Origin of the sequence: Arthrobacter sp. UNC362MFTsu5.1 (assembly GCF_000685965.1) — a bacterium.
GTDB lineage: Bacteria > Actinomycetota > Actinomycetes > Actinomycetales > Micrococcaceae > Arthrobacter.
The window spans coordinates 22,937-47,594 of sequence record NZ_JMLE01000032.1 but is presented as its reverse complement, the minus strand read 5'-3'; the positions used below and the strand labels follow the sequence as shown (position 1 = coordinate 47,594).

The window sequence follows — 24,658 nt, the reverse complement described above, 5'->3', positions numbered from 1 at the left end:
CCCCCGCCGACCTGCTGGAGGTGGCAAAGACGGCTGCCGCCGCCGGGGCCGCCGTGCTCGCCACCCGCAACGCCGAAGCCCTGGACGTCAGCAACAAGGGAGCCTCCGGGGACTGGGTCACGGCCTTTGACGTCGCCGCCGAGAACGCCGTGCGCGAGGTGATCAACCGCGTCAGGCCGCAGGACACAGTCACCGGCGAGGAACACGGCACCCTCAGCCGGGCCAATCCCAGCGGATACCGCTGGTCCATCGACCCGCTGGACGGCACCACCAACTTCATCCGAAACATCGTCTACTACGGCACCTCAGTGGCGGTGGCCGATCCCGACGGCACCTGGCTGGCCGGCGTCGTGAATGCCCCGGCACTGGGCAGGGTCTACTACGCCTCGCGCGGCGGAGGGGCGTGGCTGGAGGAGCGAGGGCAGCGGACCCAGCTCACGGGTCCCGTTCCGGGCCGTGCGGGTCAAATCCTGGCGACCGGTTTCAGCTACGATCCCGGCATCCGTGCCGAACAGGCCGAGGCCCTCGGCGGGTTCATGGAGGGTTTCGCCGACATCCGCCGGCTGGGCTCGGCTGCGCTGGACCTGTGCCTTGTGGCCGACGGAACCCACGATGCCTTCGGCGAACGCGGGCTCAACGAGCACGACTTTTCGGCCGGTGCGCTCATCGCCGAGGAGGCCGGATGCTGGGTCCGCCGGCCGCGCCTCACGAGTCCCCTGGACGGCGGACCGTCGGACGATGAACGCCTCGCGGCGTGGACGTGCGCCGGGACCCTTGAGCTGTCGGGCAAGTTCCCGCTCTGAGCCACCCGCCGTGAGGGGCCCCGTTCCGCGCATACTGATAGTTCAGTCACGGAAAAGGCCTTTTCGGGCGGCCCGGGTGTTGCCGGCGACTACCATGGATAAGTGCATTCGCAGATCCTCATTCGCCCGGCCGTCCCGGCAGATTTCGACGCCGTGGCCCGCATTACGCGGGACGCCTACCTCGCCGCGGGCTACTTCGCGAGTGCCGACCACCCGTACATGCAGCAGATCCAGGATGTCGCCACCCGGGCACGGCAGGCCACCATCTGGGTAGCCGAGCGGGCGGGGCACATCGTCGGCTCGGTGACTCTCGCCGTCGCCGGTGAACCGTTTGCGGACATCGCCCTGCCGGACGAACTCGAATTCCGCATGCTGGTGGTGGATCCGTCGGTGCAGCGCAGCGGCGCCGGCAAGGCCATGGTCGAGGCGATCATTGCGCATGCGAAGTCACTGGACGGGGTCAAGGCCGTGGCGCTGACCACCGGCCGCACCTGGGAAAGCGCCCACGGGCTGTACCGGAAAACAGGCTTCCAGCGCGTTCCCGAACGCGACTGGTTCGTGTCGGACACCGACATAAAGCTGCTGGTTTACCGGCTCGACGTGTAGCCGCCCTAAAGTGGTGCCGACTCCAGGCACCATCGAAAGGCACACCCATGCGCAAGACATTCGGCTCCGGCTCCTCATGGGAGCAGACCCTCGGCTATTCCCGGGCCGTCCAGGTGGACAACACCCTGTACATTTCCGCCACTGCGGCGAGCGGCGACAACGGCATCGTGGGCGAGGACTTCTACACCCAGACAAAGTTCATCCTCGAAAAGCTTGGTGCCGTCCTGGCAGAAGCCGGGTTTGCCTACGAGGACGTCGTGCAGTCCAAGCTGTACCTGACGGACATCAGCAAGTGGGAAGACGCCGGCCGCGCGCACGGTGAAGTGTTCGGCGAGATCCGCCCCACGCTGTCCCTGGTCCATGTGCTGCCGTTCCTCGACCCCGAAATGCTCGTCGAAATCGAACTCGTGGCCCAGAAGAGCGCCAGCTAGCCAGCTCCCCGCAAGGCGGAACCGACATCCTCCGCGTGCTCGCTGGTCCCTCGCTTAGACGCACGCTTCCGGATGCCTGTTCCGCCTTGCGGCAATCGGCGGTTACCGTGCCGCGTCGGGGAATTATTTGGCCGGCAGTCCGTAGCGGTGTTCCGGGCGGCCGGTGGTTCCGTAGCGCAGCTGGATGTCGACGGCGCCGTCGTCGGCCAGCGAGGACAGGTACCGCTGGGCGGTGGCCCGGGACACCCCGACGCGTCCGGCCACTTCGGCCGCCGAGTACTGCTCACCGGGTTCCAGCGATTCGAGCACTGCCGCCTCGGTGGCGGAGCGCGGCTTGGCGGACGGGGTGACGTCCCCCGGGATCAGCGAGCGTTTGGCGCGTTCCACCGTGTCCTGGTCCAGCGCACCCGGCTGGGCCAGGATCCGCCGGTACCGGGCATAGGAGCGGAGCTGCTGCGACAGGGACTCGGCCGTGAACGGCTTCAGCAGGTAGCCCAGGGCGCCGCGGCGGAACGCCACCCGAAGTGACGCCGCGTCCGACGCCGCACTCAGGATCATGGTGTCCACGTCCAGCTGCCCGAGCAGGTCAAGGCCGGACGCGTCCGGCAGGTACACATCCAGCAGCACCAGGTCGGGGCGCAGGCTGTGGATGGCCTGCAGCGCCAGCGACGCCGACCCCGCTGGCGGGAGTGCCATGAAACCCGCCACCGAATCCACGTAGGCAGCGTGCAGCTTGGCGACGTGGAAATCGTCATCCACAATCAGCACCCTGAGATCTTCAGGCATGGTTGTCCTCTCCAACTGTGTTCTTGGTCGCGGTTCCTGCCCCTGGCCCTGTCCCCGGCCCGGACGTGTCGGCGGTGGTCCGCGGCAGCGTCGCCATAAACACGGCGCCCGGGCCGCCGGGGGAGCCGGTTTCCAGGACCCGAACGTCCCCGCCGCGCCGCCGCGCGAGCTGCCGGGCGAGGGCCAGCCCCAGTCCCTGCCCGCCGCCGGCACGGGCCGGCCGTGCCGCCGTCGTGAATCCCTCGGCGAACACCGCGTCCGCCACGGCGGCGCCCGCCCCGGTTCCGCTTGGCGAGCCCGCGCCGCCCGGCGGGACAGCGGCCAGGCCGTCGCCGGAGTCCGCGACGACGATGTGCAGCGTGCCGCCGTCGGGCCCCGGTTCGTCCAGCAGTTCCACTTCCACCCAGCGCTCCGCCGCGGAGCCGGCGACGGCGGCGTTCACGGCGTTGTCGATCAGGTTCCCGAGCACCGTGGTCACGTCCTGCGGCTCGGTGACCTGGCCGCGCACCAGCGTTTCGGGGCCGATGCGCAGCGTCACGCCGCGTTCGTCCGCCTCGACGCCCTTGGCACCGACGAAGGCCTGCAGGTACGGGTCCTGTAGCAGTTCGGCCTGGTCCACCGGGAACTTCAGCGGACCGGTGGCGGCCAGGCGCGCCAGGTAGTCGCGGGCCTGCTGGTGCTGCCCGATGCTCATGAACCCGGCAATGGTGTGCAGCTGGTTGGCGAATTCATGGCGCTGCGCCCGCAGCGCCGTGGACATGGTTCCCACGGCATCCAGCTGGCGCGTCAGGTGCTGCAGCTCGGTGCGGTCGCGGAGCATCACCACCCAGCCCAGGTCTTCCTGCCGGTGCAGCGCCTTGCGGGCGCTGGCCACCAAGACGCGGGCACCGGCGATGACTTCGACGGCGTCGGCCTCGGCCGCGTCCGGCAGGGTCAGCGCCTTCAGCTGCTGCGGCACCGGAGCCTGCTTCCACGGCGTGCCGGCAAGGTCCGGCTGTCCCAGGAGCCTCTGCGCGGCGGCGTTGAAGACGCTGATCCTGCCATCGGCCGAGACGCCGATCACGCCGTCGTCAACGCCTTGGAGGACGGCCACCTGGTCGTGGACCAGCGTGCTGATCTCCTCCGGTTCCAGGCCGAGCGTCAGCCGCTGCAGGCGGCGACGCAGCAGGAAGGAGGCCAGGATTCCGGCCAGCAGCGAGCCGGCGGCCGTCAGCGCAATGGGCGTGATGTCGCGGGCGAGGCTCTGGACCACGTTCTCGGTGGAATACCCCACGCTGACCTCGCCCACCACGGTGTCCGAGTCCGGCGCGAAGACCGGTACCTTGGCCCCTGCCGAGGGTCCCAGCGTTCCGGTGTTCCGGGTGGTTACTTCTTTGCCCGAGAGGGCTTCGGAGGGATCCGTGCTGACTTTTTCGCCGAGCCGTTCGGCGTCCGGGTGGGCGAGCCGCAGGCCGGTTTCATCCGTAATCACCACAAACAACGCCCCGGTGCGGGTCCGGGCCCCCTCGGCCACCGCCATCAGGGGGCCGGCCAGCAGCACCGGCGCCGGGGGAGTGCCCGCCTCGCGGCTGATGGCCTGGACCTCGCGGCGGACCGCGGGATCCGAGGCGACCGTGCGGGCCAGGGTGAGCGCCTGGTTTTCGGCTTCCCGGCCAAGCCGCTCGTAGGTGAGCCACGCATGCACGGCGCCGCTGAGCAGCACAACGAGCAGAACCACCCCGAGCTGAAGCAGCAGGGTCTGGGTGGAAAACCGCAGGGGCTGCCTCGGTGCCGGACGCTTCATTGCCCTCCTGAGGGGTTTTGTGACGGAGCGGGGGTGCTGAGCTAAATGAGCAAAATGCTCCCAATAAGCAGTATGCCAATCAATTGAGCCAAAGGCACGGCCGTGACGCGGGCCACTCTAACGTCTGTAGTGCGCATCACACCGGAGTGGTGCCATTGACTGACAAAGGAGCCGGCCGTGCTGGTATTACTTGGATTCGCCATGATCGCGGTATTCATGGTGCTGATCATGACGAAGAAGTTGACGCCAGTGCTGGCGCTGATCATCGTCCCCACCGTCTTCGGGCTGTTCGCCGGGGCCGGACTGGGCATCGGGGACATGGTGCTGGACTCCATGAAGTCCATGACATCCACCGCCGCGCTGCTGATGTTCGCCATCATCTACTTCGGCCTGATGATCGACGTCGGGCTGTTCGACCCGCTGGTGCGGTTCATCCTCCGCAAGCTGGGCAACGACCCCGCCAAGGTGGTCCTGGGCACCGCACTCCTGGCCGCCGCAGTGTCCCTGGACGGCGACGGCTCCACCACCTTCATCCTCACCACCGCGGCGATGCTGCCCATCTACCTCCGGCTGAAGATGAGCCCCGTGGTCCTCACCTGCGTCGCCGGCCTCGCCAACGGCACCATGAACATCGTCCCGTGGGGCGGCCCCACCGCCCGCGCCGCCAGCGCCCTCAAGATCGACGTCAATGACGTCTTCGTCCCCATGATCCCGTCGCTGATCGGCGGCCTCGCCGTCGTCCTGGTCTTCGCCTGGGTGCTCGGCCTGCAGGAACGCAACCGCCTCCGCGCCACCCAGCCGGAAATCTGGGGCGTGCCTGATACCGCTGAAGGGTTCGACGGCGGCAGCACTGCCGGCGGTTCCGGAACCGGCGGCGGACGCAAGGGTCCCGGCACCGTTCCCGCAACGGGCGGCCCCGCAGACCTCTCCCCGGCAGGATCCTCCGTAGCAGTCCTCGAGCGCACCGAAACCCCGCTGGACAGCACTGCGGACGACCGCGATTCCGCGATGGCGGGCACCGCCCTGGATCCGAACCGCAAGACCCTGCGCCCCAAGCTGCAGTGGTTCAACCTGGGCCTCACCGTCGCCGTCATGGGCATGCTCATCGCCGACCTCGTGCCCCTGCCTTACGTGTTCATGGTGGGCTCGGCCATCGCCCTGCTGGTCAACTTCCCGCACGTCAAGGACCAGGGTGCCCAGCTCGTGGCCCACGCACAGTCCATCGTGGCCGTGGTCAGCATGGTCATGGCCGCCGCCGTCCTGACCGGTGTCCTGACCGGCACCGGAATGGTTGAGGCGATGTCCGCGTGGCTCGTGCAGATCATCCCCTCTGACATGGGACCGCTCATGGCAGTCATCACCGGTGTACTGAGCATCCCCATGACGTTCTTCATGAGCAACGATGCCTTCTACTTCGGCGTACTTCCCGTGCTGAGCGAGACGGCCGCGCACTACGGCATCAGTGCCGCCGAGATGGCGCGTGCCTCCATCACCGGCCAGCCGTTCCACATGCAGAGCCCGCTGGTCCCGGCAATCCTGCTCCTGGTTTCCCTGGCCAAGGTGGACCTGGGGGACCACCACAAAAAGGTGCTGTGGCGCAGCGCCGTCGTCTCCCTCGTAATGCTCGGTATTGGAATGCTGACGGGAGCCATCGGCATCGGCTAGGGTAAAGCTGCCTGCGGCTGCCGGCTGCTTGCAGCCTGGCTTCTTGCGGCAGGGCCGCAGGTCAGTGTTGCCCGTCTGACGCCCGCTGGGGGTCGTCAGGCGGGCACACTGTTGCAACGTAGACTATTGGGGAAACCAAAACTACATTGCAGGGGAGATCCATGGCTGCGATCAACCGCGACGACGTCGCGCATCTCGCGCGTCTCGCGCACATCGAGATGAGTGCTGAAGAGCTGGACCGGATGGCCGGCGAACTCGCCGTCATCGTCGATTCAGTGAAGTCCGTAAGTGAAGCCGCCGGTGATGATGTCCCGGCCACGTCCCACCCGATTCCGCTGACGAATGTGTTCCGCGAGGACGTTGTGGGCCACACCTTCACAGCCGAGCAGTCCCTGAGCGGCGCCCCTGACGCATACGAAGGCCGCTTCAAGGTTCCGGCCATCCTGGATGAGGACTGATACATGACTGAGAACAACGTTCTGATCCGCCTCTCCGCCGCCGCGCTCGCCGAAAAGCTCGCGGCCGGCGAGGTCACTTCCGTAGAAGTCACCCAGGCCTACCTGGACCGCATCGCAGCGGTTGACGGCGGACCGCGGGGCGTCCACGCCTTCCTGCACGTCAACACCGAGGAGGCGCTCGCCGTCGCCGCAGAGGTGGACGCCATCCGCGCCGCCGGCGGCGCGGCAGCTGAAGAGCTCCATGAACTCGCCGGCGTGCCCATCGCCGTCAAGGACCTCATCGTCACCGTCGGCCAGCCCACCACGGCGGGCTCCAAGATCCTCGAAGGCTGGCACAGCCCGTACGACGCCACGGTGGTCAAGCGCCTCCGCGACGCCAAGATGCCCATCCTGGGCAAGACCAACCTGGACGAATTCGCCATGGGGTCCTCCACGGAACACTCCGCCTACGGCCCCACCCGCAACCCGTGGGACCTGGACCGGATCCCGGGCGGCTCGGGCGGCGGCTCCGCTGCCGCCGTCGCCGCTTTCGAAGCGCCCCTGGCCTTGGGCACGGACACCGGCGGATCCATCCGCCAGCCCGGCGCCGTCACCGGCACCGTGGGCGTCAAGCCCACCTACGGCAGCGTGTCCCGCTACGGCGCCATCGCCATGGCCTCCTCGCTGGACCAGATCGGTCCGGTCTCCCGCACCGTGCTGGACTCGGCCCTCCTGCACCAGGTCATCGGCGGCCACGATCCGCATGACTCCACGTCCCTGCCGGACCCGCTGGAGGACCTCGTTGCCGCCGCACGGACGGGCAACGTGGATGGCATGAAGATCGGCATCATCAAGGAACTCCACGGCGAGGGCTACCAGGCCGGTGTGGAGAACCGCTTCAACGAATCGCTCGAACTGCTCAAGCAGGCCGGCGCGGAAATCGTTGAGGTGTCCTGCCCCAACTTCAAGTACGCGCTGGGCGCCTACTACCTGATCATGCCCTCGGAGGCTTCCTCCAACCTGGCAAAGTTCGACGGCGTCCGGTACGGCCTGCGCGTGCTGCCCAAGGATGCGCCGCTCACCATCGAACGCGTCATGGGCGCCACCCGCGCCGCAGGCTTCGGCGACGAAGTGAAGCGCCGCATCATCCTGGGCACCTACGCGCTCAGCGCCGGGTACTACGACGCCTACTACGGCTCTGCCCAGAAGGTCCGCACCCTGATCCAGCGGGACTTCGAGGCTGCGTTCGCCCAGGCCGACGTGCTGATTTCCCCGACGGCCCCCACCACGGCCTTCAAGCTCGGTGAGAAGCTGAACGACCCCCTGGCCATGTACCTGAACGACGTCGCCACCATTCCGGCCAACATGGCCGGCGTCCCGGGGCTGTCCCTGCCGGGCGGCCTGGCGGATGAGGACGGGCTTCCCGTCGGCATCCAGCTCCTGGCCCCTGCCCGCCAGGACGCGCGCCTGTACCGCGTAGGTGCGGTGCTTGAATCGCTGCTCGAGGCGCAGTGGGGCGGCCCGTTGCTGGACCGCGCCCCGGAGTTGGCCGCTTCGATCGAAACCCAGGAGGCAAAATAATGAGCACTGACGCAACCCTGAGCTTCGAAGAGGCCATGGAGAAGTACGATCCCGTCCTGGGGTTCGAGGTCCACGTGGAGCTCAACACCAAGACCAAGATGTTCTCCTCCGCCCCGAACGTCTTCGGCGACGAGCCCAACACGAACGTCAACGAGGTGGACCTCGGCATGCCGGGCGTGCTGCCCGTGGTGAACAAGACCGCGATCGAGTCCTCCATCAAGATCGGCCTGGCGCTCAACTGCAAGATCGCCGAGACCTGCCGCTTCGCCCGGAAGAACTACTTCTACCCGGACACCCCGAAGAACTTCCAGACCTCGCAGTACGACGAGCCCATCGCGTACGACGGCTACCTGGACATTGAACTCTCCGACGGCACCGTGTTCCGCGTCGAAATCGAACGCGCCCACATGGAAGAGGACGCCGGCAAGCTTACCCACATGGGCGGATCCGCAGGCCGCATCCAGGGCGCGGACTACTCCCTGGTGGACTACAACCGCTCCGGCGTTCCGCTGGTGGAAATCGTCACCAAGCCGATCCAGGGTGCCGGCAGCCGTGCCCCGGAACTGGCCAAGGCCTACGTCGCCGCGGTCCGCGAGATCGTCAAGAACCTCGGAGTTTCGGACGCGAAGATGGAGCGCGGCAACGTCCGCTGCGACGCCAACGTGTCGCTGCGCCCGCACGGCCGCGAACGCTTCGGCATCCGCTCGGAAACCAAGAACGTCAACTCGCTGCGCGCCGTCGAACACGCCGTCCGCTACGAAATCCAGCGGCACGCCGCCGTCCTGGACTCCGGTGAGCCGGTCATCCAGGAAACGCGCCACTGGCACGAGGACACCCGCTCGACGACGTCGGGCCGGGCCAAGTCCGACGCCGATGACTACCGCTACTTCCCGGAGCCGGACCTGGTTCCGATTGTGGCTTCCCGTGAATGGGTGGAGGAACTGCGCGCCACCCTGCCCGAGCCGCCGGCCGAGCGCCGCAAGCGCCTGCAGGCCGACTGGGGCTATTCGGACCTGGAATTCCGCGACGTGGTCAACGCCGGCGTCATGGATGAGATCGAGGAAACCATCGCCGCCGGCGCCACGGCCACCGTGGCCCGCAAATGGTGGATGGGCGAGATCGTGGGGCGTGCCAAGAACGCCGACGTCGACCCCGGCCAGCTGGGCGTCAAGCCCGAAACCATCGTGGAACTGAACAAGATGGTGGAGGCCGGCAAGATCAACAACAAGATGGCCGCCGAAGTGCTCGACGGCGTGCTCGCCGGCGAAGGCACCCCGGCGGAGATCGTGGAGAAGCGCGGCCTGGCCGTGGTCTCCGACGACGGGCCCCTCCTCGAAGCCATCGACGCTGCCCTCGCCGCGCAGCCCGGCGTCGCGGACAAGATCCGCGGCGGCAAGCTGCAGGCGATCGGTGCCATTGTTGGTGCCGTCATGAAGGCCACCCGCGGCCAGGCCGACGCCGGCCGCGTCAAGGAGCTGATCCTGGAGCGCCTCGGCGTCGAAGGCTAAGTTCCCTGATTTAACCCAACTGGGTCGCAGTTAATGTCGTTTAGAACGCTCATAACGACATCTACTGCGACCCAGTTGGGGTTTAAGGGGAGGGCCGGGGCTACGGGGAGACCAGCCCGGCCATGATGTCCTCCAGGGCCTCGCACACCATCATCACCGAGGTTCGCTTGAGGTTTTCCGGCCTGGCCAGGATGTCGATCCGGCGCCGGGTGCTGATGCCCTGCAGCGGCCGCAGCACGATTTCCGGGTTCAACACAGGCCGCGCGGTGTGCCGGGGCAGCAGCCCGATCACGCTGCCCGTGGCCACCAGCCCGGCCACGGTGGAATAGTCGTTGATCCGGTGGACGATGTTCAGTTCCCTGCTGGACACGGCGGCGACGGCGGACAGCACGTCCGCGGGGGAGTAGCCTGTGTGGCTGGTCACCCATGGTTCGCCGACGACGTCGTGCGCCGTGAGCGTTTCCTTGCCCGCCAGCCGGTGCCCGGCGGACAATGCCACGTCCAGCGGTTCGTGTGCGAGCGGGATGACGGCCACCCGTTCCTCCGGCCACCGGGGGCTGTGGTCCATGCGGTGCGCCAGAACGAGGTCATACCGGGCGGTCAATGCGGGGAAGTCCTGCTGGGCGACGTCCTCGTCGGAGAGCAGCACTCGTGGCTTGTCCGGCGAGTCGAGCAGCCGTGCCAGCGGAGCGAACAGCGCCTGCCCGGCGCTGTGGAAACCGCTCACCGTCACCGGCGCCACCGTGGAACCGTGGTAGGCCCCGATCGCCATCCGCGCATCGGCCATCGCGCTGACGACGGCGGCACCGGCGTCGGCCAGTGCCTGGCCGGCTTCGGTCAGCACCAGGTTCCTGCCCTCCTTGCGGGTCAGCGGCACGTCGACGCTGCGCTGGAGTGCAGCCAGTTGCTGGGATACGGCGGACGGGGTGACCAGGAGCGTTTCGGCCACCGCTTTGACGCTGCCAAGGGCGCCGAGTTCCCGGAGCATTTCCAGCTGATGGATTTCCATGCCCCGAGTCTATTGCTTAGCGAAACCTAAATCGTCGATTGAGAAGAATTCGGTTGTGCTAATGCTTCTTTGTGGTTCTAATGAAGGGAGCCAGCCCGGACACACCGCGGGCACCGCACGACGCAACACCGAGAGTTAGGAAGCCAATGAAGGCTCTGTACAAAGCCGGCGCACACGCCGGATTTGAGCTGGTGGACCGCCCCGAGCCGGAAACCGGCCCGGGCGACGTAAAGATCCGCGTGATGACCACCGGGATCTGCGGCACGGACCTTCATATCCAGTCCTGGGACGCCTGGGCGCAGGGCATGATCGAGGCGCCCCTGATCGCCGGCCACGAGTTCTACGGCGAAGTAGTGGAAATCGGCGAGGACGTCCGCGACGTCAAGGTAGGAAACCGGGTCTCCGGCGAAGGGCACATTGTCTGCGGCATCTGCCGGAACTGCCGCGCCGGCCGGCGGCAGATGTGCATCCACACCGTGAGCGTCGGCGTCCAGCGTGACGGCGCCTTCGCCGAATACGTGGTGATCCCCGAGACCAACGTCTGGGTCCACCAGGATCCCTCCGTCACCCCCGAACTGGGCGCCATTTTCGATCCCTTCGGCAACGCCGTCCACACGGCCCTGAGCTTCCCGCTCGTGGGCGAGGACGTGCTGATCACGGGCGCAGGGCCCATCGGCCTCATGGCCATCGCCGTCGCCCGCCATGCCGGAGCCCGGAAAATCGCCATCACCGACGTCTCCGCCCCGCGCCTGGAGCTGGCCCGCCAGCTGGGCGTGGACCTCGCCATCGACGTCTCGAAGATGCGGGTCAAGGACGCCCAGCGCGAACTGGGCATGCGCGAAGGCTTCGACATCGGCATGGAAATGTCCGGCCACCCCACCGCCCTGCCGGAGATGATCGACAACATGAACCACGGCGGCCGGATTGCGATGCTGGGCCTGCCGAGCCAGTCCATTGATATCGACTGGGGCAAGGTGGTCACGCATATGCTGACCATGAAGGGCATCTACGGCCGGGAAATGTTCGAGACCTGGTACGCGATGAGCGCCATGCTGTCCTCCAACCCGGTGCTGCACGCCAACATCTCGGCGGTGGTCACGGACACCCTGCCCGCCACGGACTGGGAGAAGGGCTTTGAGATTGCCCGCGCCGGCGTGGGTGGCAAAGTGGTCCTCGACTGGACCGTCTTCTAGCCCGCACCGCCCGGCGCTACAACCCCACGAATTCACCCAGCTGAGGAGCAACCCCCATGTATTCAGCCATCAAGGACCAGCTGCAGAACGAGCTGGACGAGATCCGCACCGCAGGCCTGTTCAAGACCGAACGCCACATCGACTCGCCGCAGGCCAGCCACATCACGGCCGGCCAGATCGGCGAGGCCGGGGCCAACGTGCTCAACTTCTGCGCCAACAACTACCTGGGCCTGGCGGACCACCCGGACATCATCGCCACTGCCAAGGCAGCCATGGACGAGCGCGGCTTCGGCATGGCCAGCGTGCGCTTCATCTGCGGCACCCAGGACCTGCACCTGGCTCTCGAGGCCCGCGTCTCCAGGTTCCTGGGCACCGAGGACACCATCCTGTTCTCCAGCTGCTTCGATGCCAACGGCGGTGTGTTCGAGTCCCTCTTCGGGGCGGAGGATGCCATCATCTCGGACGCCCTGAACCACGCGTCCATCATCGACGGCATCCGGCTCTGCAAGGCCCAGCGGTTCCGCTACGCCAACCGCGACATGGCGGACCTGGAAGCGAAACTGATCGAGGCCACCACGCAGGGGAAGCCTGCCCGCCGCAAGATCATCGTGACGGACGGCGTGTTCTCCATGGACGGCTACCTGGCCCCGCTCGAAGCCATCTGCAACCTGGCCGAGAAGTACGACGCGCTGGTGATGGTGGACGATTCGCACGCCGTGGGCTTCATGGGATCCACCGGCGCGGGCACCCCCGAGCACGCCGGCGTGGGCCACCGGGTGGACATCTACACCGGCACGTTCGGCAAGGCACTGGGCGGCGCCTCCGGCGGCTACGTCTCCGGCCGCGCCGAAGTGGTGGCCATGCTCCGGCAGAAGGCGCGCCCCTACCTGTTCTCCAACTCGCTCGCGCCGGCCATCGTCGCAGCGACGCTGAAGGCACTGGACCTCGTGGAGAACTCCGCCGAGCTGCGCTCCACGCTGTTCGCCAACGCCGAGCTGTTCCGGACCCGTATGACGGAAGAAGGTTTTGAGCTTCTGGACGGCGAGCACGCGATTGTGCCGGTGATGTTCGGGGACGCCGTGATGGCGGCGAAGGTGGCGGACCGGATGCTCCAGCACGGCGTGTTCGTCACCGCCTTCAGCTATCCCGTGGTGCCCAAGGGGGCAGCCCGGATCCGGGTCCAGCTCTCCGCAGCGCACAGCGCCGAGGATGTGGAGGCGTGCGTCAGGGCGTTCGTGGACAGCCGCGACGCGGTGGGAGCCTGAGGTACTGACGTGACGTCCTGACGGGTGTAAGGATGTAGTCATGTCAGCAAATTACGATGTGGTGATTGTGGGCGGCGGCATTGCCGGGCTGTCCCTGGCCTCCGCCCTGGCCGGTAAATGCAGCGTGGCGCTCGTGGAGGCCGAACAGTCCCTGGCGTATCACACGTCGGCCCGTTCGGCCCGGCAACTGATCCCCAGCTACGGCCCGGTGGTGGTGCAGGAGCTGACCCTCCGCACCCTTGGACTGATCGCGGCGCGGGACGCGGAACTGCAGGTTCCAGTCCTGTCGCCGCGCAGCTTCATGCTGATCGGCGACGAGGACTCGGTCCGGGAAGAAGCCAGCGGCCACATGCACCGGATTTCCCATGACGAGGCCCTGGCGCTGTGCCCCGTGCTGGATCCCGGATTCTTCACTGCCGCCGGCCTGGACACCGGTTCGTTCGCCTGCAACGCGCCGGTGCTGCTGGAGGACCACAGGCAGCGGGCCGAGGCGGGCGGTGTGGACATCATCACCGGCGCCAAGGTCCATTCCGCACAGCGGCTGGGTTCCGGCTGGGAGCTCGGGGCCGGCCAGGAAGCATTCGAGGCCGGCGTAGTCGTCAATGCCGCCGGTGCCTGGGCCGATGAACTGGCCGTGATCAGCGGCGTGGAGAAGCTCGGCCTCCAGCCGTACCGCCGCACCGCGGCGATTGTCGACGTCGAACGTTCCCTCCCGGAGTCCTGCCCCATGGTGGCGGCGGCGGACGAATCGTTCTACTTCCGGAAGGAAGGCGACGACGTACTGATTTCGCCGTCGGAATCCGTGCCGAGCGGCCCCGAGGACGCAAAGCCCTACCCGGGCGACGTCGAGGCGCTGGTGTCGCGGCTCAATGCGGTGACCACGCTGGGCATCAGGAACGTGAAGTCCGCGTGGACCGGCCTGCGAACGGAAGCCGCCGACGGCGTCCCGGTAGTGGGGTTCGACGCCGAAGCCACCGGATTCTTCTGGCTCGCCGGGCAGGGCGGCTACGGTTTCCAGACGTCGTCCGGCATCGCGGAACTGGCTGCGGAGCTGATCCTGGCCGGCCCGTCCGTGGGTCAGCGTGCCTGGGGCGAGGAAGCCGGGCTCAGTCCGGCATCCCGGACAGCGGCGGCCCTGGCCGCGACCCGCTGGTCCATCCGGCACTGAAGAATGGACTCATGAGCACCCTCATCACCAACATTGCCGAGCTGATGACCCAGGACGCGGAGCACCGCGTCCTCAAGGATGCCGCCGTGGTGATCGAGGGGGAGCGCATCTCCTGGATCGGACCGTCGTCGGCGGCCCCGGCGGCTGACGATTCCGTGGACGCCGGAGGCCGCGCCCTGCTCCCGGGCTGGGTGGATTCGCACACGCACCTGATCTTCGCCGGCGACCGCACCGCCGAGTTCGAGGCGCGGATGGCCGGCGAGAGCTACAGCGCCGGCGGCATTGCCGTGACCACGGGCGCCACCCGGGAGACGGGCGACTTCGACCTCACCCGGCTGGCCCTGGGACGCGTGGCCGAAGCGGTCTCGCAGGGAACCACCTACCTGGAAACCAAGACCGGCTACGGCCTGGACGTGGAGAACGAGGCGCGCAGTGCGCGCATCGCCTCCACCGTGGCTGACGAAGTGACCTACCTCGGCGCCCACCTGGTCCCTGCCGGCGCCGATGCCGACGACTACACCGACCTGGTGTGCGGACCCATGCTGGCTGCCGTCCGCCCCTACGTCAGCTGGGCGGACGTGTTCTGCGAGCAGGGGGCGTTCAACGAAGGACAGTCGCGCCGCGTGCTGCAGGCCTGCAAGGAAGCGGGACTGGGGCTGCGCGTCCACGGCAACCAGCTCGGCGAAGGACCCGGCGTGCAGCTGGCAGTGGAGTTCGGGGCGGCCAGCGTGGACCACGTGAACTATTTGTCGGCCGCGGACGTGGACGCCCTGGCGGGCAGCTGGTCCGGGTGGCAGGGCGCGGGCAACGGGCTCGCCGCCGGCGGCAGGGGGACCGTGGCCACGTGCCTGCCGGCCTGCGACCTCTCCACCCGCCAGCCGCTGGCTCCCGGCCGCGAACTGCTCGACGCCGGCGTGCCGGTCGCCCTGGCCTCCAACTGCAACCCCGGCACCTCCTACACCAGCTCCATGGCGTTCTGTGTCACCACCGCAGTGCTGCAGATGCGGCTAAGCGTCCACGAGGCCGTCCGGGCCGCCACATACGGCGGCGCACTGGCGCTGCACCGGGAGGTGGGGAACGACGTCGACGGCGAACGGGCGGTGGGGTCGATCGCCGTCGGCCACCGTGCGGACCTGCACCTGCTGAACGCCCCGTCCGCCACCCACCTGGCCTACCGGCCGGGCATCCCGCTGACCCACGCCGTCTGGCGTGCAGGCGTCCGCGCCCGCTAGGGTGCCTCAGAAGACCATCGGCGGCGCATCCAGGACGGTTTCATCCACCCGGCGGTCCACCCACTGGCTGAAGGGCTGGTCCAGTTCATACTTGCCCACGCGGGTGCGCACCAGGGTCCGCACTTCGGCGTTGTCCGGGTTGTTCAGTGACTCAAAATACTCCACGGACCAGTGGAACCAGCGCATGCAGAACAGCCGCATGGTGAGCCCGTGCGTCACAAAGAGCGCGTTGGGGGCGTAGTCCGGCCTGGCCCAGTGCCGGTGCAGGGTTTCCATAAAGGAGGAGATCCGGTCGTAGACATCCGAGCCGGATTCGCCTTCACGGAACCGGTAGAAGAAATGGCCGTACGCGTTGCGGAGTTCCTTCTGGTCCTCGATGTCCCCGGCGATCTGGAAGTTCGCCCAGTCCTGCTCCCGGAGCCGGGGCTCCTCGATGACCCGTTCAATGAGCGGGCCCAGGTTGAGCGCCTCGAGGGTCTGGTAGGCCCGGAGGTAGGGCGAGACGTAAACGCACACCTGCTGCCCGTCCAGCTCCCGGCGGATCTGCTCGCCGGCGGCCTGCGCCTGTGCCACGCCGAGTTCCGTGAGCGGTATCCGGTAATCCGGCACCCTGTTGTAGATGGAGGTGTCGGCGTTGGCGGCGGACTGGCCGTGCCGGATCATGATGATTTTGTCGGGCGCGCTCATAAATTCCTAGCATAGGCCCCGGGCCGCAGGGCTTCAGGGAGGCGGCGGACAGGAAAGAACCAGCAAGTGCAGGCAAGATAGGAACATGCTGGTTCCCTCCCGCCGTCGTCTGCGGATCGAAGTCTGGATTGTCCTGGGTCTGTCGCTGGGGCAGTCCGCCGTGTATTCGGTGGTGCAGCTGCTCGACAAGCTGACGCGGGCGCCCCTGGCGGAAGGTACGTCCACCCTCAACCGCTCGCAGAGCAGCCGCGAATACTTCGACCTGACCTACCAGTTGCTGGACATTATGTTCGCCCTGGTTCCGGTGGTCCTGGTCATCTATTTCCTCACCGAACACCGGGGGGCGGGGGAGTCCGGCGCTTCGGCGTTCCGCAAACTCGGCTTCAACTTCGTCCGACCGGGGAAGGACCTGTTGCAGGGGCTGGGCCTGGCAGCGCTGATCGGCATCCCGTCCCTGGGGCTGTACGCGGCCGGCCGGGCCCTGGGCATCACCACCGCCATCATCCCCAGCGCGCTGGATGCGTACTGGTGGACCATTCCCGTGCTGATCCTCTCCGCAGTGCGGCACGGGATCGTCGAGGAAGTCATTGTGGTGGGCTACCTGCTGGACCGGCTCGGGAAGTTCGGCTGGAGCATGCCGCTGGCCATCTTCGCCAGTTCCATGCTCCGCGGCAGCTACCACCTCTACCAGGGATTCGGCCCGTTCATCGGCAACGCTGTGATGGGCGTCGTGTTCGCCTGGATCTACACCAAGACCCGCCGCGTGATGCCGCTGGTGATCGCCCATGCGCTGCTGGACATCGTTGCGTTCATCGGTTTCAGCCTGTTCGGCAAGGCGATCGGGCTGGGTTAGCCGATCGGGCTGGGTTAGCCGAACCGGCCGGGTTAAAAGAATTCGGCCGCTATCGGTGGGTGGCGTCGTTGGCACCCGCTGATAGCGGCCGAAGATCGGGGGCAGCAGGCTGCCGGGTGGTCCCTTGGGGGACCACCTTGTGGAACAGGGTCAGATGGTTACTGCCCCGGAGGCGGTCTCGAAGGTGACTGAGAGGATTCCGGGCGTTCCCTTCGGGGCGACCCATTCAACGGCCACATCCTCCAGGGGCTTCTCCACCGGTTGGCCGAGCCATTCCGTGACGCGTTCGGCCGAGCCGGCGATGGTGAGGCTGGACATCTTAACGTTGCTCGGGTAGGCGTTGGACGGGTGAAGTTCCGGGTCGCCTTCCCACTTGAGCATGTACGGAACCTGCGGGTCTGCAATGAGGCCCAGGATGCCGATCTGCTTCCAGACGAGTTCGCGGCCGTCGGGGAACTTGCGGTTGCCGTTGACAGCCGAGCGGCCGAGGCGTTCTTCGAACGGTGCCAGGTCGTCCACTTCGACGCACCAGCCCATCCAGCCGCCGCCGGCTGCGGAGCGTGCCCGGACAGCCTGCCCGAACGGAGCCTTGTCGGAGGCAGGGTGGTCCAGGACCTCCACCACCTCCAGGTACTTGTGCCCGGCGAGCGGGATAATCATGTTGCGGGTGCCAAAACGGGGGTGTACCCCGCCCTTCACGGCTTCGACGCCGAGGGCGGTTGCAATACGTTCGGTGGTGGCAGCCAAGCCATCTTGTTCACAGGCGTAAGAGACGTGATCCATGCGCATGCCCTCATCTTGGCACTTTGTGATGGAGCTCTCAGCTAAGGGTGGCCTAACCAAGATGGGATGTCATCGCGGACCCGCCCAAGGCCCGTGAAATCACGCCGCTGACGTCCTTCGTCACAAAGCTGTTCACAGGCGATCCGCCCTTCCTAGACTGGGCCCAGGTCATGAGCGCCAGCATCGAGCCCCGGCTTGCTGGCCGGCAACCCTCGTTCCGCGGTGGGGTGCCCCGGGTGAAGACCTGGCCTTCCGGCAACCGCCGGGCGGCAAGCGCGGCACCAGTCCTGCCAGGGCATGTCCAGTACGGCATGTCCGGCACGGCCGAGGTGCCCTTCCTTAGAAGGAGCTCCCAGATGTCCAACGCATGGTCATTCGAAACCCGCCAGATCCACGCCGGCCAGGTGCCGGACAGCGCCACCGGTGCCCGGGCACTGCCCATCTACCAGACGACGTCGTTCGTGTTCCCGAGCGCCGAAAGCGCCGCCAACCGCTTCGCGCTGGCCGAACTGGCGCCCATTTACACCCGCATCGGCAACCCCACCCAGGATGCGGTGGAACAGCGCGTTGCCAGCCTGGAAGGTGGCCTGGCGGCGCTGCTGCTCAGCTCGGGCCAGGCTGCCGAAACCTTCGCCATCCTCAACGTGGCCGAAGTCGGCGACCATGTGGTGGCCAGCCCCAGCCTCTACGGCGGAACCTATAACCTGCTGGCCCACACCCTGAAGAAGTTCGGCATCTCCGTGACGTTCGTCGAGGATCCGGACAACCTCCAGCAGTGGAAGGATGCCGTCCGGCCGAACACCAAGCTCTTCTTCGCCGAGGTGGTCTCCAATCCGCGCCAGGATGTCCTGGACATCGAAGGCGTGTCCCGTGTTGCCCACGAGGCCGGCGTCCCGCTGATCGTGGACAACACCTTGTCCACGCCGTACCTCATCCGGCCGCTGGAATGGGGTGCCGACATCGTGGTCCACTCGGCCACGAAGTACCTCGGCGGGCACGGCAGCGCCATCGCCGGAGTGATCGTGGACTCCGGCAACTTCGACTTCGGAAAGGACCCGGAGAAGTTCCCGGGCTTCAACACGCCGGACCCCACCTACAACGGCCTTGTCTACGCCCGCGACCTCGGGGCGGGCGGTGCCCTGGGCGCGAACCTGTCCTACATCCTCAAGGCCCGCGTCCAGTTGCTGCGCGACCTCGGTTCGGCGGTATCCCCGTTCAACGCCTTCCTCATCGCCCAGGGGCTGGAAACCCTGAGCCTGCGCGTGGAGCGGCATGTTGCCAACGCGGTGACCGTCGCCGGGTGGCTGGAGTCCAGGGACGACGTCGAATCCGTCGCCTATGCGGGCCTGCCGTCCAGCCCCTGGTACGAGCGCGGCCGCAAGTACGGACCCAAGGGCACCGGTGCGATCGTGTCCTTCAACATCGCTGGCGGGGCCGAGGCGGGCAAGCGGTTCGTGGACGCCCTGGAGTTGCACTCCCACGTGGCAAACATCGGCGACGTGCGCTCCCTGGTCATCCATCCGGCGTCGACCACGCACAGCCAGTTGACGGCGGAGCAGCAGACCGTTGCCGGCGTGACCCCCGGCCTGGTCCGCCTCTCGGTGGGGCTGGAGCACATCGACGACATCATCGCCGACCTGGATGCCGGTTTCCGCGCCGCCAAAGGCGACTGAGCACTATGACTCCCGGCGTCCACGACGCCGGGAGTCATATTGATGTCACATTCTTAGCCATTGCGGCGACGCATTTCGTAGACTCTTTGAAGGTCATGAGTGCCAGCGACAGCCCCGGCTTGCTGGCCGGCAACCCTCCTTTTGCGGCGGGGTGCCCCGGGTGAAGACCTGGCCTGCCGGCCAGTTGGCGGCGGGCAAGCGCGAAGAAGAGGTCCTCAGATGACGATTGCCGTCACCCGCAGCGGTGTACCCGAAACAAATGTCCACGAAGTGGAAAAGAACGCGGATAAGAGCACGGGCGCCAGCACGGCGGAAACCCGGACAGATATCAACACAGTGGACACCAACGCCCCTGACGGCACCGTCAAGTTCCTCAGCGTTGGCGGGCTGGAACTGGAGGCCGGCGGCTTTCTTCCGGACGTGACGCTCGCCTACGAAACGTGGGGCACGCTGAACGCGGACCGTTCCAACGCCGTGCTGGTGCAGCACGCCCTCACCGGCACCACGCACGTCACCAGGGGTGCCAGCGACGAAGAAGGCTGGTGGGAACAGCTGGCCGGCCCCGGCGCCCCCGTTGATACGGACAAGTACTTCGTGGTCTCCATCAACATCGTGGGCGGCTGCTACGGCTCCACCGGCCCGTCCACCCCGGCCCCGGACGGCAAGCCCTGGGGTTCGCGCTTCCCCCTGGTGACCCTGCGGGACACGACGGCGGCCGAGTCCCGGCTGGCGGATGCACTGGGGATCGAGAGCTGGTACGCGGTGTTGGGCGGCTCCCTGGGCGGAGCCCGGGCGCTGGAATGGGCCGTGAGCTACCCGGACCGCGTCCGGCGCTGTGCCGTGATATCCATCGGCGCCAGCAGCACGGCCGAGCAGATCGCCTTTGCCCAGGCCCAGACCCTCGCCATCCGCCAGGACGTCAACTTCAACGACGGCGATTACTACGGCGGCCCGGAGCCGGAAGCCGGCCTGGCCCTGGCGCGCAGGATAGCCCACATCACGTACCGGTCCGCGTACGAGCTGGAGACCCGGTTCGGCCGCAACGCGCAGAGCAGCGAGAGCCCGCTCGAAGCGGTGTCGCTGGGGGGCCGCGGCCGCTACCAGGTGGAGAGCTACCTCGACCACCAGGGCACCAAGCTGGTCCGGCGCTTCGATGCCAACAGCTATATCGCCATCACCGAAGCGCTCATGAGCCACGACGTGGGCCGCGGGCGCGGTCCGCTCAAGGACGCGTTGGCACGGGCCACGGCCGAGTTCTTTATAGCCGCCGTGAATACGGACCGGCTGTATTTTCCGGCGCAGTCCTATGAACTCGCGGCGGCGCTCCCGGGGGATGTGCCCGTGCACGTCATCGAAGCGCCCATCGGCCATGACGGCTTCCTGACCGAGATCGGCCAGCTCAGCACGCAGTTGCGGCAGAACTTCTTCGCCTAGGCCGCGCTTCTTCGCATATCGCCCGCTGGCCCAATGTGCATTTTTGCAGAGCAGTCCTGCAGAAAATGGCGTTGAGCCTGCGGCAATGTGAGTCCATACTCTAGGGGACCGGCGCGCGTTGGTGGTGCACATCACACGCGGCCGCTACGGAATGGTCCACATGGCGTCGACGGAGACGCCGAAGGAGTTCACAAATGAGCACGCAAGACTCCGCCGCAAGGCGCGTAGATGAGACTGACGTCAAGGCCTCCGGCCTGAAGAAGGTGGTGACGGCCTCGATGGCCGGCACTGTTGTTGAGTGGTATGAGTTCTTCCTCTACGCCTCGGCGGCAACATTGGTTTTCGGCAAGATGTTCTTCCCCAATTCCGGCACGGAGCTGGACGGGATCATTGCCGCCTTCGTCACGTACGCGGTGGGCTTCGTTGCCCGTCCCATCGGCGGCATCGTTTTTGGCCACTTCGGTGACAAGTTCGGCCGCAAGCAGCTGCTCCAGCTGAGCATCATCCTGGTGGGCGTCTCCACCTTTGCGATGGGCTGCCTCCCCACTTTCGCGCAGATCGGCTACTGGGCTCCCGCCCTGCTGGTGTTCCTGCGGTTTGTTCAGGGCTTCGCCGTCGGCGGGGAATGGGGCGGCGCCGTGCTGCTCGTGGCTGAACACAGCCCCAGCAAGTCCCGTGGATTCTGGTCCAGCTGGCCGCAGTCCGCCGTTCCCATGGGCAACCTGCTCGCCACCGGCGTGCTGTTCACGCTGTCCTCCACGCTGTCCTCGGCCGACTTCCTCGGCTGGGGCTGGCGCGTCGCCTTCTGGCTGTCCGCAGTGATCGTGATCGTGGGCTACTACATCCGGACCAAGGTCCAGGATGCCCCCATCTTCCTCGAGGCACGCAAGGAAGTCGTCGTTGAGAACAAGGGCTACGGCGTGGCAGAGGTGTTCCGCCGGTACCCGCGCGGTGTCTTCACCGCCATGGGCCTGCGGTTTGCGGAAAACATCCTGTACTACCTCGTGGTCACGTTCTCCATCACCTACCTGAAGGTTGTGGTCCAGACCGACACGTCCAGGATCCTCCTGCTCCTGCTGGTGGCGCACTTCATCCACTTCTGCACCGTGCCGATGGTCGGCAAGCTCTCGGATGCCTTCGGCCGCAAGCCCGTCTACATGGCCGGCGCCATCCTCGGCGGCACCTGGGGCTTCTTCGCCTTCCCGATGATGGACACCAAGAATGACCTCGTCATCCTCGCCGCCATCACCATCGGACTCCTGTTCCACGCACTGATGTACGCCGGCCAGCCGGCGATCATGGCTGAAATGTTCCCCACCCGGATGCGCTACTCCGGCGTGTCACTCGGGTACCAGGTCACCTCGATCGTTGCCGGCTCCCTGGCCCCGATCATCGCCACGGCGCTGCTGAGCAACTTCAAGTCCTCAGTCCCGGTGGCGTTCTACCTGCTGGGCGCCTGCCTGGTGACGCTGGTGGCGGTGTACTTCCTCAAGGAAACCCGGGGAATTTCACTGCATGATGTCGACGCTGCCGACGCGCAGGGCACGGCGGACCTGCTGGCCGCGTCCAAAGTCTCCGCCAGGAAGTAGTTTCGATGCGAGCAGCAGTCCTTTACGCCGCTGTCCCTGCGGGCACCAGCTATACGGAAGTCCGCCCGCTCGTGGTGGAGGAACTTGAGCGGCCCGAACCCCGCGCTGGCGAACTCGGGGTGGCCATCACCTACTCCAGCCTGTGCCATTCGGATCTGTCGGTGGTGGACGGATCCCGGGTACGGCCGCTGCCCATGGCGCTGGGGCATGAGGCCGTGGGCCGTGTCGTGACAGTCGGCGAGGGAGTGGAGGGCGTCTCGGCGGGGGACCATGTGGTGCTCGTCTTTGTCCCCAGCTGCGGCGACTGCCGCGCGTGCCGCTCCGGCCGCCCGGCCCTGTGCCACCGTGCCGCCGAGGTCAACGGCTCGGGTGACCTGCTGCATGGGGGGGCTCTGCTGCGGACGCCGTCGGGGGAGCGGATCAACCACCACCTCGGGGTATCCGCCTTTGCTGACTACGCAGTGGTGGCGCGTGAATCCGTCGTGGTGATCGGCGACGACGTCCCGGACACTGTCGCTGCCATGTTCGGCTGCGCCGTGCTCACGGGTATGGGCGCCGTGCTGAACACAGCGGCGGTCACCGCCGGTCAGTCGGTGGCCGTCTTCGGTCTCGGCGCCGTCGGGCTGTCCGCCGTGATGGCGGCGTCCCTGGCCGGTGCTGCCTCAGTCATTGCCATCGACCCCAACGAGGGCAAGCATCAGCTGGCCCTGGACTGCGGTGCGACGGCAGTGGGAACTCCCGACGACGCGGCGCGCCTGGTCGCTGAGGCGACCGGCGACGGCGTGGACGTCGCCGTTGAGGCGGTGGGCTCCCCGGGGGTGATCGGCTCGTGCCTGGACCTCGTCACCCGCGGCGGCGCCGTCGTCTCGGTCGGGTTGCCCAAGCCCTCAGCGGAGCTGACCGTGGGAGCGCTCCAGTTCGCCGGTGCGGGGAAGCGGCTTCTCGGTTCGTACATGGGGGATGCCGTGCCGGAGCGCGACATTCCGCTGTATCTTGACCACTGGCGCGCCGGGCGGCTCCCGGTGGAACTGCTCCACACGGACACGCGGCCGCTCGCGGAAATCAACGAGGGCCTCGATGCCCTGGCGGCCGGGAAAGTGGTTCGCCGGCTGTTCCAGGCGTAGCTAAGTGCCAGGGCCCGCTGTCAGGCTGCCAGGATGTCCTGGCGGCCTGACACCTCCGCTTTGAGCGCTTCCACCACCGCCCGGACGGACGCGGAGCGCAGTGACTCCGGACGGGCCACCGCCCAGATGGGAAGCTGCCGCTGGAACAGCTCAGGCAGCACCGGAACAAAGTCCGGGTTGTCCGCCACCATGAAGTTCGGCAACAGGCCGATGCCCGCGCCGCAGCGGACCGCCTCCACCTGGGCGAAGACGCTGGTGGCCTGGAAGCTGGATTTTGGGGCGGGCAGCTGCGAAGACCGGTGCCCCAGCTCCGCCACCTGCAGCGCCGACTCGACGTAGGAAACAAAGCCGTGTGCCCTGATGTCGTCGAGGGCGGCCGGCAATCCGCGGGACCGGACGTAGCCCGGACTCGCGTAGAGGCGCAGGAAGTAGTTCGTGAGGAACACAGGCTGCATGGTGGTGACCTCCATCCGGCCCACCACCACCTCCAGGTCCACGCCGGAACGGTTCTGGCTGACCTTGCGGGTGGCGCTGAGTATCTCCACATTCAGCAGCGGATTGTCCTGCTGCAGGCGGACCAGTGCCGGCGCCACGAATTCCGCCCCGAAGCCGTCGGAGGTGCTGATCCTGACCAGGCCGGACAACGAATCTTCGCCGTTGCTGAGGGCGCCGGTCAGGGAGCCGAGCGTTGCCTCGATCGCCTCGGCGGCGGCAACGGCCTGGCTGCCCAGTTCGGTCAGTTCCCAGCCGTGCGGGCTGCGCTCCAGCGTCCGTCCGCCCAGCTGCTTGTCCAGCGCCATGACCCGCCGGGAAATGGTGGTGTGCGTTGTGCCCAGGGTTTCCGCCACCGCGTTGAACCGGCCCAGCCTGGCCACCGTCAGCAGGATCAGCAGGTCATCCGGACTCGGCAGCCGGTTCAAATCCACTTTTTCACTTCCACCCTTATCAATCTGCGGAACGGCTGTTCGGAGGTGTGTGCATCAATGCACATACCGTCTGTATTTTTTCCCCTTGATTGCACTGTAACAGGGTGTGATGGTGGACACGG

General features: G+C 67.1%; 22 protein-coding genes and 2 riboswitches. Of the genes, 16 read left to right on the top strand and 6 right to left on the bottom strand.

The genetic code is table 11. From position 1 onward, the window contains the following. The 3 genes from BS38_RS25880 to BS38_RS0121095 form a co-directional block, all read left to right on the top strand. Nucleotides 1-803, top strand: an 803-nt coding sequence (locus tag BS38_RS25880) for an inositol monophosphatase family protein (protein WP_043439510.1), incomplete at its 5' end; no start/stop codon positions are given. Between the two features lie 102 nt (nucleotides 804-905). Beyond that, nucleotides 906-1,409, top strand: coding sequence for a GNAT family N-acetyltransferase (locus tag BS38_RS0121100; RefSeq protein ID WP_028272572.1), 504 nt, complete (start codon nucleotides 906-908; stop codon nucleotides 1,407-1,409). Between the two features lie 47 nt (nucleotides 1,410-1,456). Beyond that, the gene (locus BS38_RS0121095; RefSeq protein ID WP_028272571.1) at nucleotides 1,457-1,840 is read left to right on the top strand and encodes a RidA family protein; all 384 of its coding nucleotides are present in this window, start codon (nucleotides 1,457-1,459) and stop codon (nucleotides 1,838-1,840) included. A gap of 123 nt (nucleotides 1,841-1,963) precedes the next feature. Here BS38_RS0121095 and BS38_RS0121090 read toward each other — a convergent pair whose 3' ends face one another. Both BS38_RS0121090 and BS38_RS0121085 read right to left on the bottom strand, forming a co-directional pair. Continuing rightward, on the bottom strand, nucleotides 1,964-2,626 hold the full coding sequence (locus BS38_RS0121090; RefSeq protein ID WP_028272570.1) for a response regulator: 663 nt from the start codon (nucleotides 2,624-2,626) through the stop codon (nucleotides 1,964-1,966). Next, nucleotides 2,619-4,409: a sensor histidine kinase gene (locus tag BS38_RS0121085; protein WP_028272569.1), complete on the bottom strand. Its 1,791-nt coding sequence runs from the start codon at nucleotides 4,407-4,409 to the stop codon at nucleotides 2,619-2,621. The genes BS38_RS0121090 and BS38_RS0121085 overlap by 8 nt, the downstream gene beginning before the upstream one ends. 177 nt (nucleotides 4,410-4,586) lie before the next feature. Between BS38_RS0121085 and BS38_RS0121080 the strand changes: the two genes are divergently transcribed. The 4 genes from BS38_RS0121080 to gatB all read left to right on the top strand — a co-directional run bounded on the left by BS38_RS0121080 (nucleotide 4,587) and on the right by gatB (nucleotide 9,600). Continuing rightward, entirely contained in the window at nucleotides 4,587-6,074 is a 1,488-nt protein-coding gene (locus BS38_RS0121080; RefSeq protein ID WP_028272568.1) for a CitMHS family transporter, read from the top strand. A 161-nt stretch (nucleotides 6,075-6,235) separates the two neighbouring features. Further along, nucleotides 6,236-6,532 carry an Asp-tRNA(Asn)/Glu-tRNA(Gln) amidotransferase subunit GatC gene (gatC, locus tag BS38_RS0121075; RefSeq protein ID WP_028272567.1) on the top strand — a complete coding sequence of 99 codons (297 nt, stop codon included), beginning with the start codon at nucleotides 6,236-6,238 and terminating at the stop codon, nucleotides 6,530-6,532. Nucleotides 6,533-6,535: 3 nt separating this feature from the next. Next, entirely contained in the window at nucleotides 6,536-8,092 is a 1,557-nt protein-coding gene (gene gatA, locus BS38_RS0121070) for an Asp-tRNA(Asn)/Glu-tRNA(Gln) amidotransferase subunit GatA (protein WP_028272566.1), read from the top strand. Further along, entirely contained in the window at nucleotides 8,092-9,600 is a 1,509-nt protein-coding gene (gene gatB, locus BS38_RS0121065; RefSeq protein WP_028272565.1) for an Asp-tRNA(Asn)/Glu-tRNA(Gln) amidotransferase subunit GatB, read from the top strand. The genes gatA and gatB overlap by 1 nt, the downstream gene beginning before the upstream one ends. 100 nt (nucleotides 9,601-9,700) lie before the next feature. Here the strand turns inward: gatB and BS38_RS0121060 are convergent, their stop codons facing one another. Continuing rightward, nucleotides 9,701-10,609 (bottom strand): LysR family transcriptional regulator, encoded by a 909-nt coding sequence (locus BS38_RS0121060; RefSeq protein ID WP_028272564.1) that lies wholly within the window; start codon nucleotides 10,607-10,609, stop codon nucleotides 9,701-9,703. A gap of 146 nt (nucleotides 10,610-10,755) precedes the next feature. On the opposite strand from BS38_RS0121060, the gene tdh reads away from it, so the two are divergent. From tdh to hutI, 4 genes are read left to right on the top strand one after another with little or no spacing between them, the layout of a single operon-like run. Further along, nucleotides 10,756-11,802 (top strand): L-threonine 3-dehydrogenase, encoded by a 1,047-nt coding sequence (gene tdh, locus BS38_RS0121055; RefSeq protein WP_028272563.1) that lies wholly within the window; start codon nucleotides 10,756-10,758, stop codon nucleotides 11,800-11,802. Nucleotides 11,803-11,858: 56 nt separating this feature from the next. Continuing rightward, nucleotides 11,859-13,067, top strand: a complete 1,209-nt coding sequence (locus BS38_RS0121050) for a glycine C-acetyltransferase (RefSeq protein ID WP_028272562.1) — start codon at nucleotides 11,859-11,861, stop codon at nucleotides 13,065-13,067. Between the two features lie 40 nt (nucleotides 13,068-13,107). Next, nucleotides 13,108-14,235: an NAD(P)/FAD-dependent oxidoreductase gene (locus tag BS38_RS0121045; protein WP_028272561.1), complete on the top strand. Its 1,128-nt coding sequence runs from the start codon at nucleotides 13,108-13,110 to the stop codon at nucleotides 14,233-14,235. Nucleotides 14,236-14,246: 11 nt separating this feature from the next. Beyond that, nucleotides 14,247-15,467 (top strand): imidazolonepropionase, encoded by a 1,221-nt coding sequence (gene hutI / locus BS38_RS0121040; RefSeq protein WP_028272560.1) that lies wholly within the window; start codon nucleotides 14,247-14,249, stop codon nucleotides 15,465-15,467. A 6-nt stretch (nucleotides 15,468-15,473) separates the two neighbouring features. Here the strand turns inward: hutI and BS38_RS0121035 are convergent, their stop codons facing one another. Then, nucleotides 15,474-16,154, bottom strand: a complete 681-nt coding sequence (locus tag BS38_RS0121035) for a histidine phosphatase family protein (RefSeq protein ID WP_028272559.1) — start codon at nucleotides 16,152-16,154, stop codon at nucleotides 15,474-15,476. Between the two features lie 85 nt (nucleotides 16,155-16,239). Between BS38_RS0121035 and BS38_RS0121030 the strand changes: the two genes are divergently transcribed. Further along, nucleotides 16,240-17,007, top strand: a complete 768-nt coding sequence (locus BS38_RS0121030; RefSeq protein ID WP_028272558.1) for a CPBP family intramembrane glutamic endopeptidase — start codon at nucleotides 16,240-16,242, stop codon at nucleotides 17,005-17,007. A 150-nt stretch (nucleotides 17,008-17,157) separates the two neighbouring features. On the opposite strand, the gene BS38_RS0121025 is transcribed toward BS38_RS0121030, so the two are convergent. Then, on the bottom strand, nucleotides 17,158-17,796 hold the full coding sequence (locus tag BS38_RS0121025) for a VOC family protein (RefSeq protein WP_028272557.1): 639 nt from the start codon (nucleotides 17,794-17,796) through the stop codon (nucleotides 17,158-17,160). 160 nt (nucleotides 17,797-17,956) lie between these two features. Next, a riboswitch (SAM riboswitch) is annotated at nucleotides 17,957-18,072 on the top strand. A 74-nt stretch (nucleotides 18,073-18,146) separates the two neighbouring features. Here BS38_RS0121025 and BS38_RS0121020 point away from each other — a divergent pair. The 4 genes from BS38_RS0121020 to BS38_RS0121005 all read left to right on the top strand — a co-directional run bounded on the left by BS38_RS0121020 (nucleotide 18,147) and on the right by BS38_RS0121005 (nucleotide 23,610). Further along, a complete protein-coding gene (locus BS38_RS0121020) occupies nucleotides 18,147-19,463 on the top strand; it encodes a bifunctional o-acetylhomoserine/o-acetylserine sulfhydrylase (protein WP_028272556.1) in 1,317 nt (438 codons plus the stop codon). Nucleotides 19,464-19,554: 91 nt separating this feature from the next. Beyond that, nucleotides 19,555-19,670, top strand: a riboswitch (SAM riboswitch). A gap of 12 nt (nucleotides 19,671-19,682) precedes the next feature. Beyond that, on the top strand, nucleotides 19,683-20,897 hold the full coding sequence (gene metX, locus BS38_RS0121015; protein WP_081818999.1) for a homoserine O-acetyltransferase MetX: 1,215 nt from the start codon (nucleotides 19,683-19,685) through the stop codon (nucleotides 20,895-20,897). A 194-nt stretch (nucleotides 20,898-21,091) separates the two neighbouring features. Next, on the top strand, nucleotides 21,092-22,486 hold the full coding sequence (locus tag BS38_RS0121010) for an MFS transporter (RefSeq protein WP_028272554.1): 1,395 nt from the start codon (nucleotides 21,092-21,094) through the stop codon (nucleotides 22,484-22,486). A gap of 5 nt (nucleotides 22,487-22,491) precedes the next feature. Then, entirely contained in the window at nucleotides 22,492-23,610 is a 1,119-nt protein-coding gene (locus BS38_RS0121005; RefSeq protein WP_028272553.1) for a zinc-dependent alcohol dehydrogenase family protein, read from the top strand. A 20-nt stretch (nucleotides 23,611-23,630) separates the two neighbouring features. On the opposite strand, the gene BS38_RS0121000 is transcribed toward BS38_RS0121005, so the two are convergent. Next, complete coding sequence (locus BS38_RS0121000) at nucleotides 23,631-24,530, bottom strand: LysR family transcriptional regulator (protein WP_043439513.1); 900 nt, start codon at nucleotides 24,528-24,530, stop codon at nucleotides 23,631-23,633. Nucleotides 24,531-24,658 lie beyond the last annotated feature (128 nt).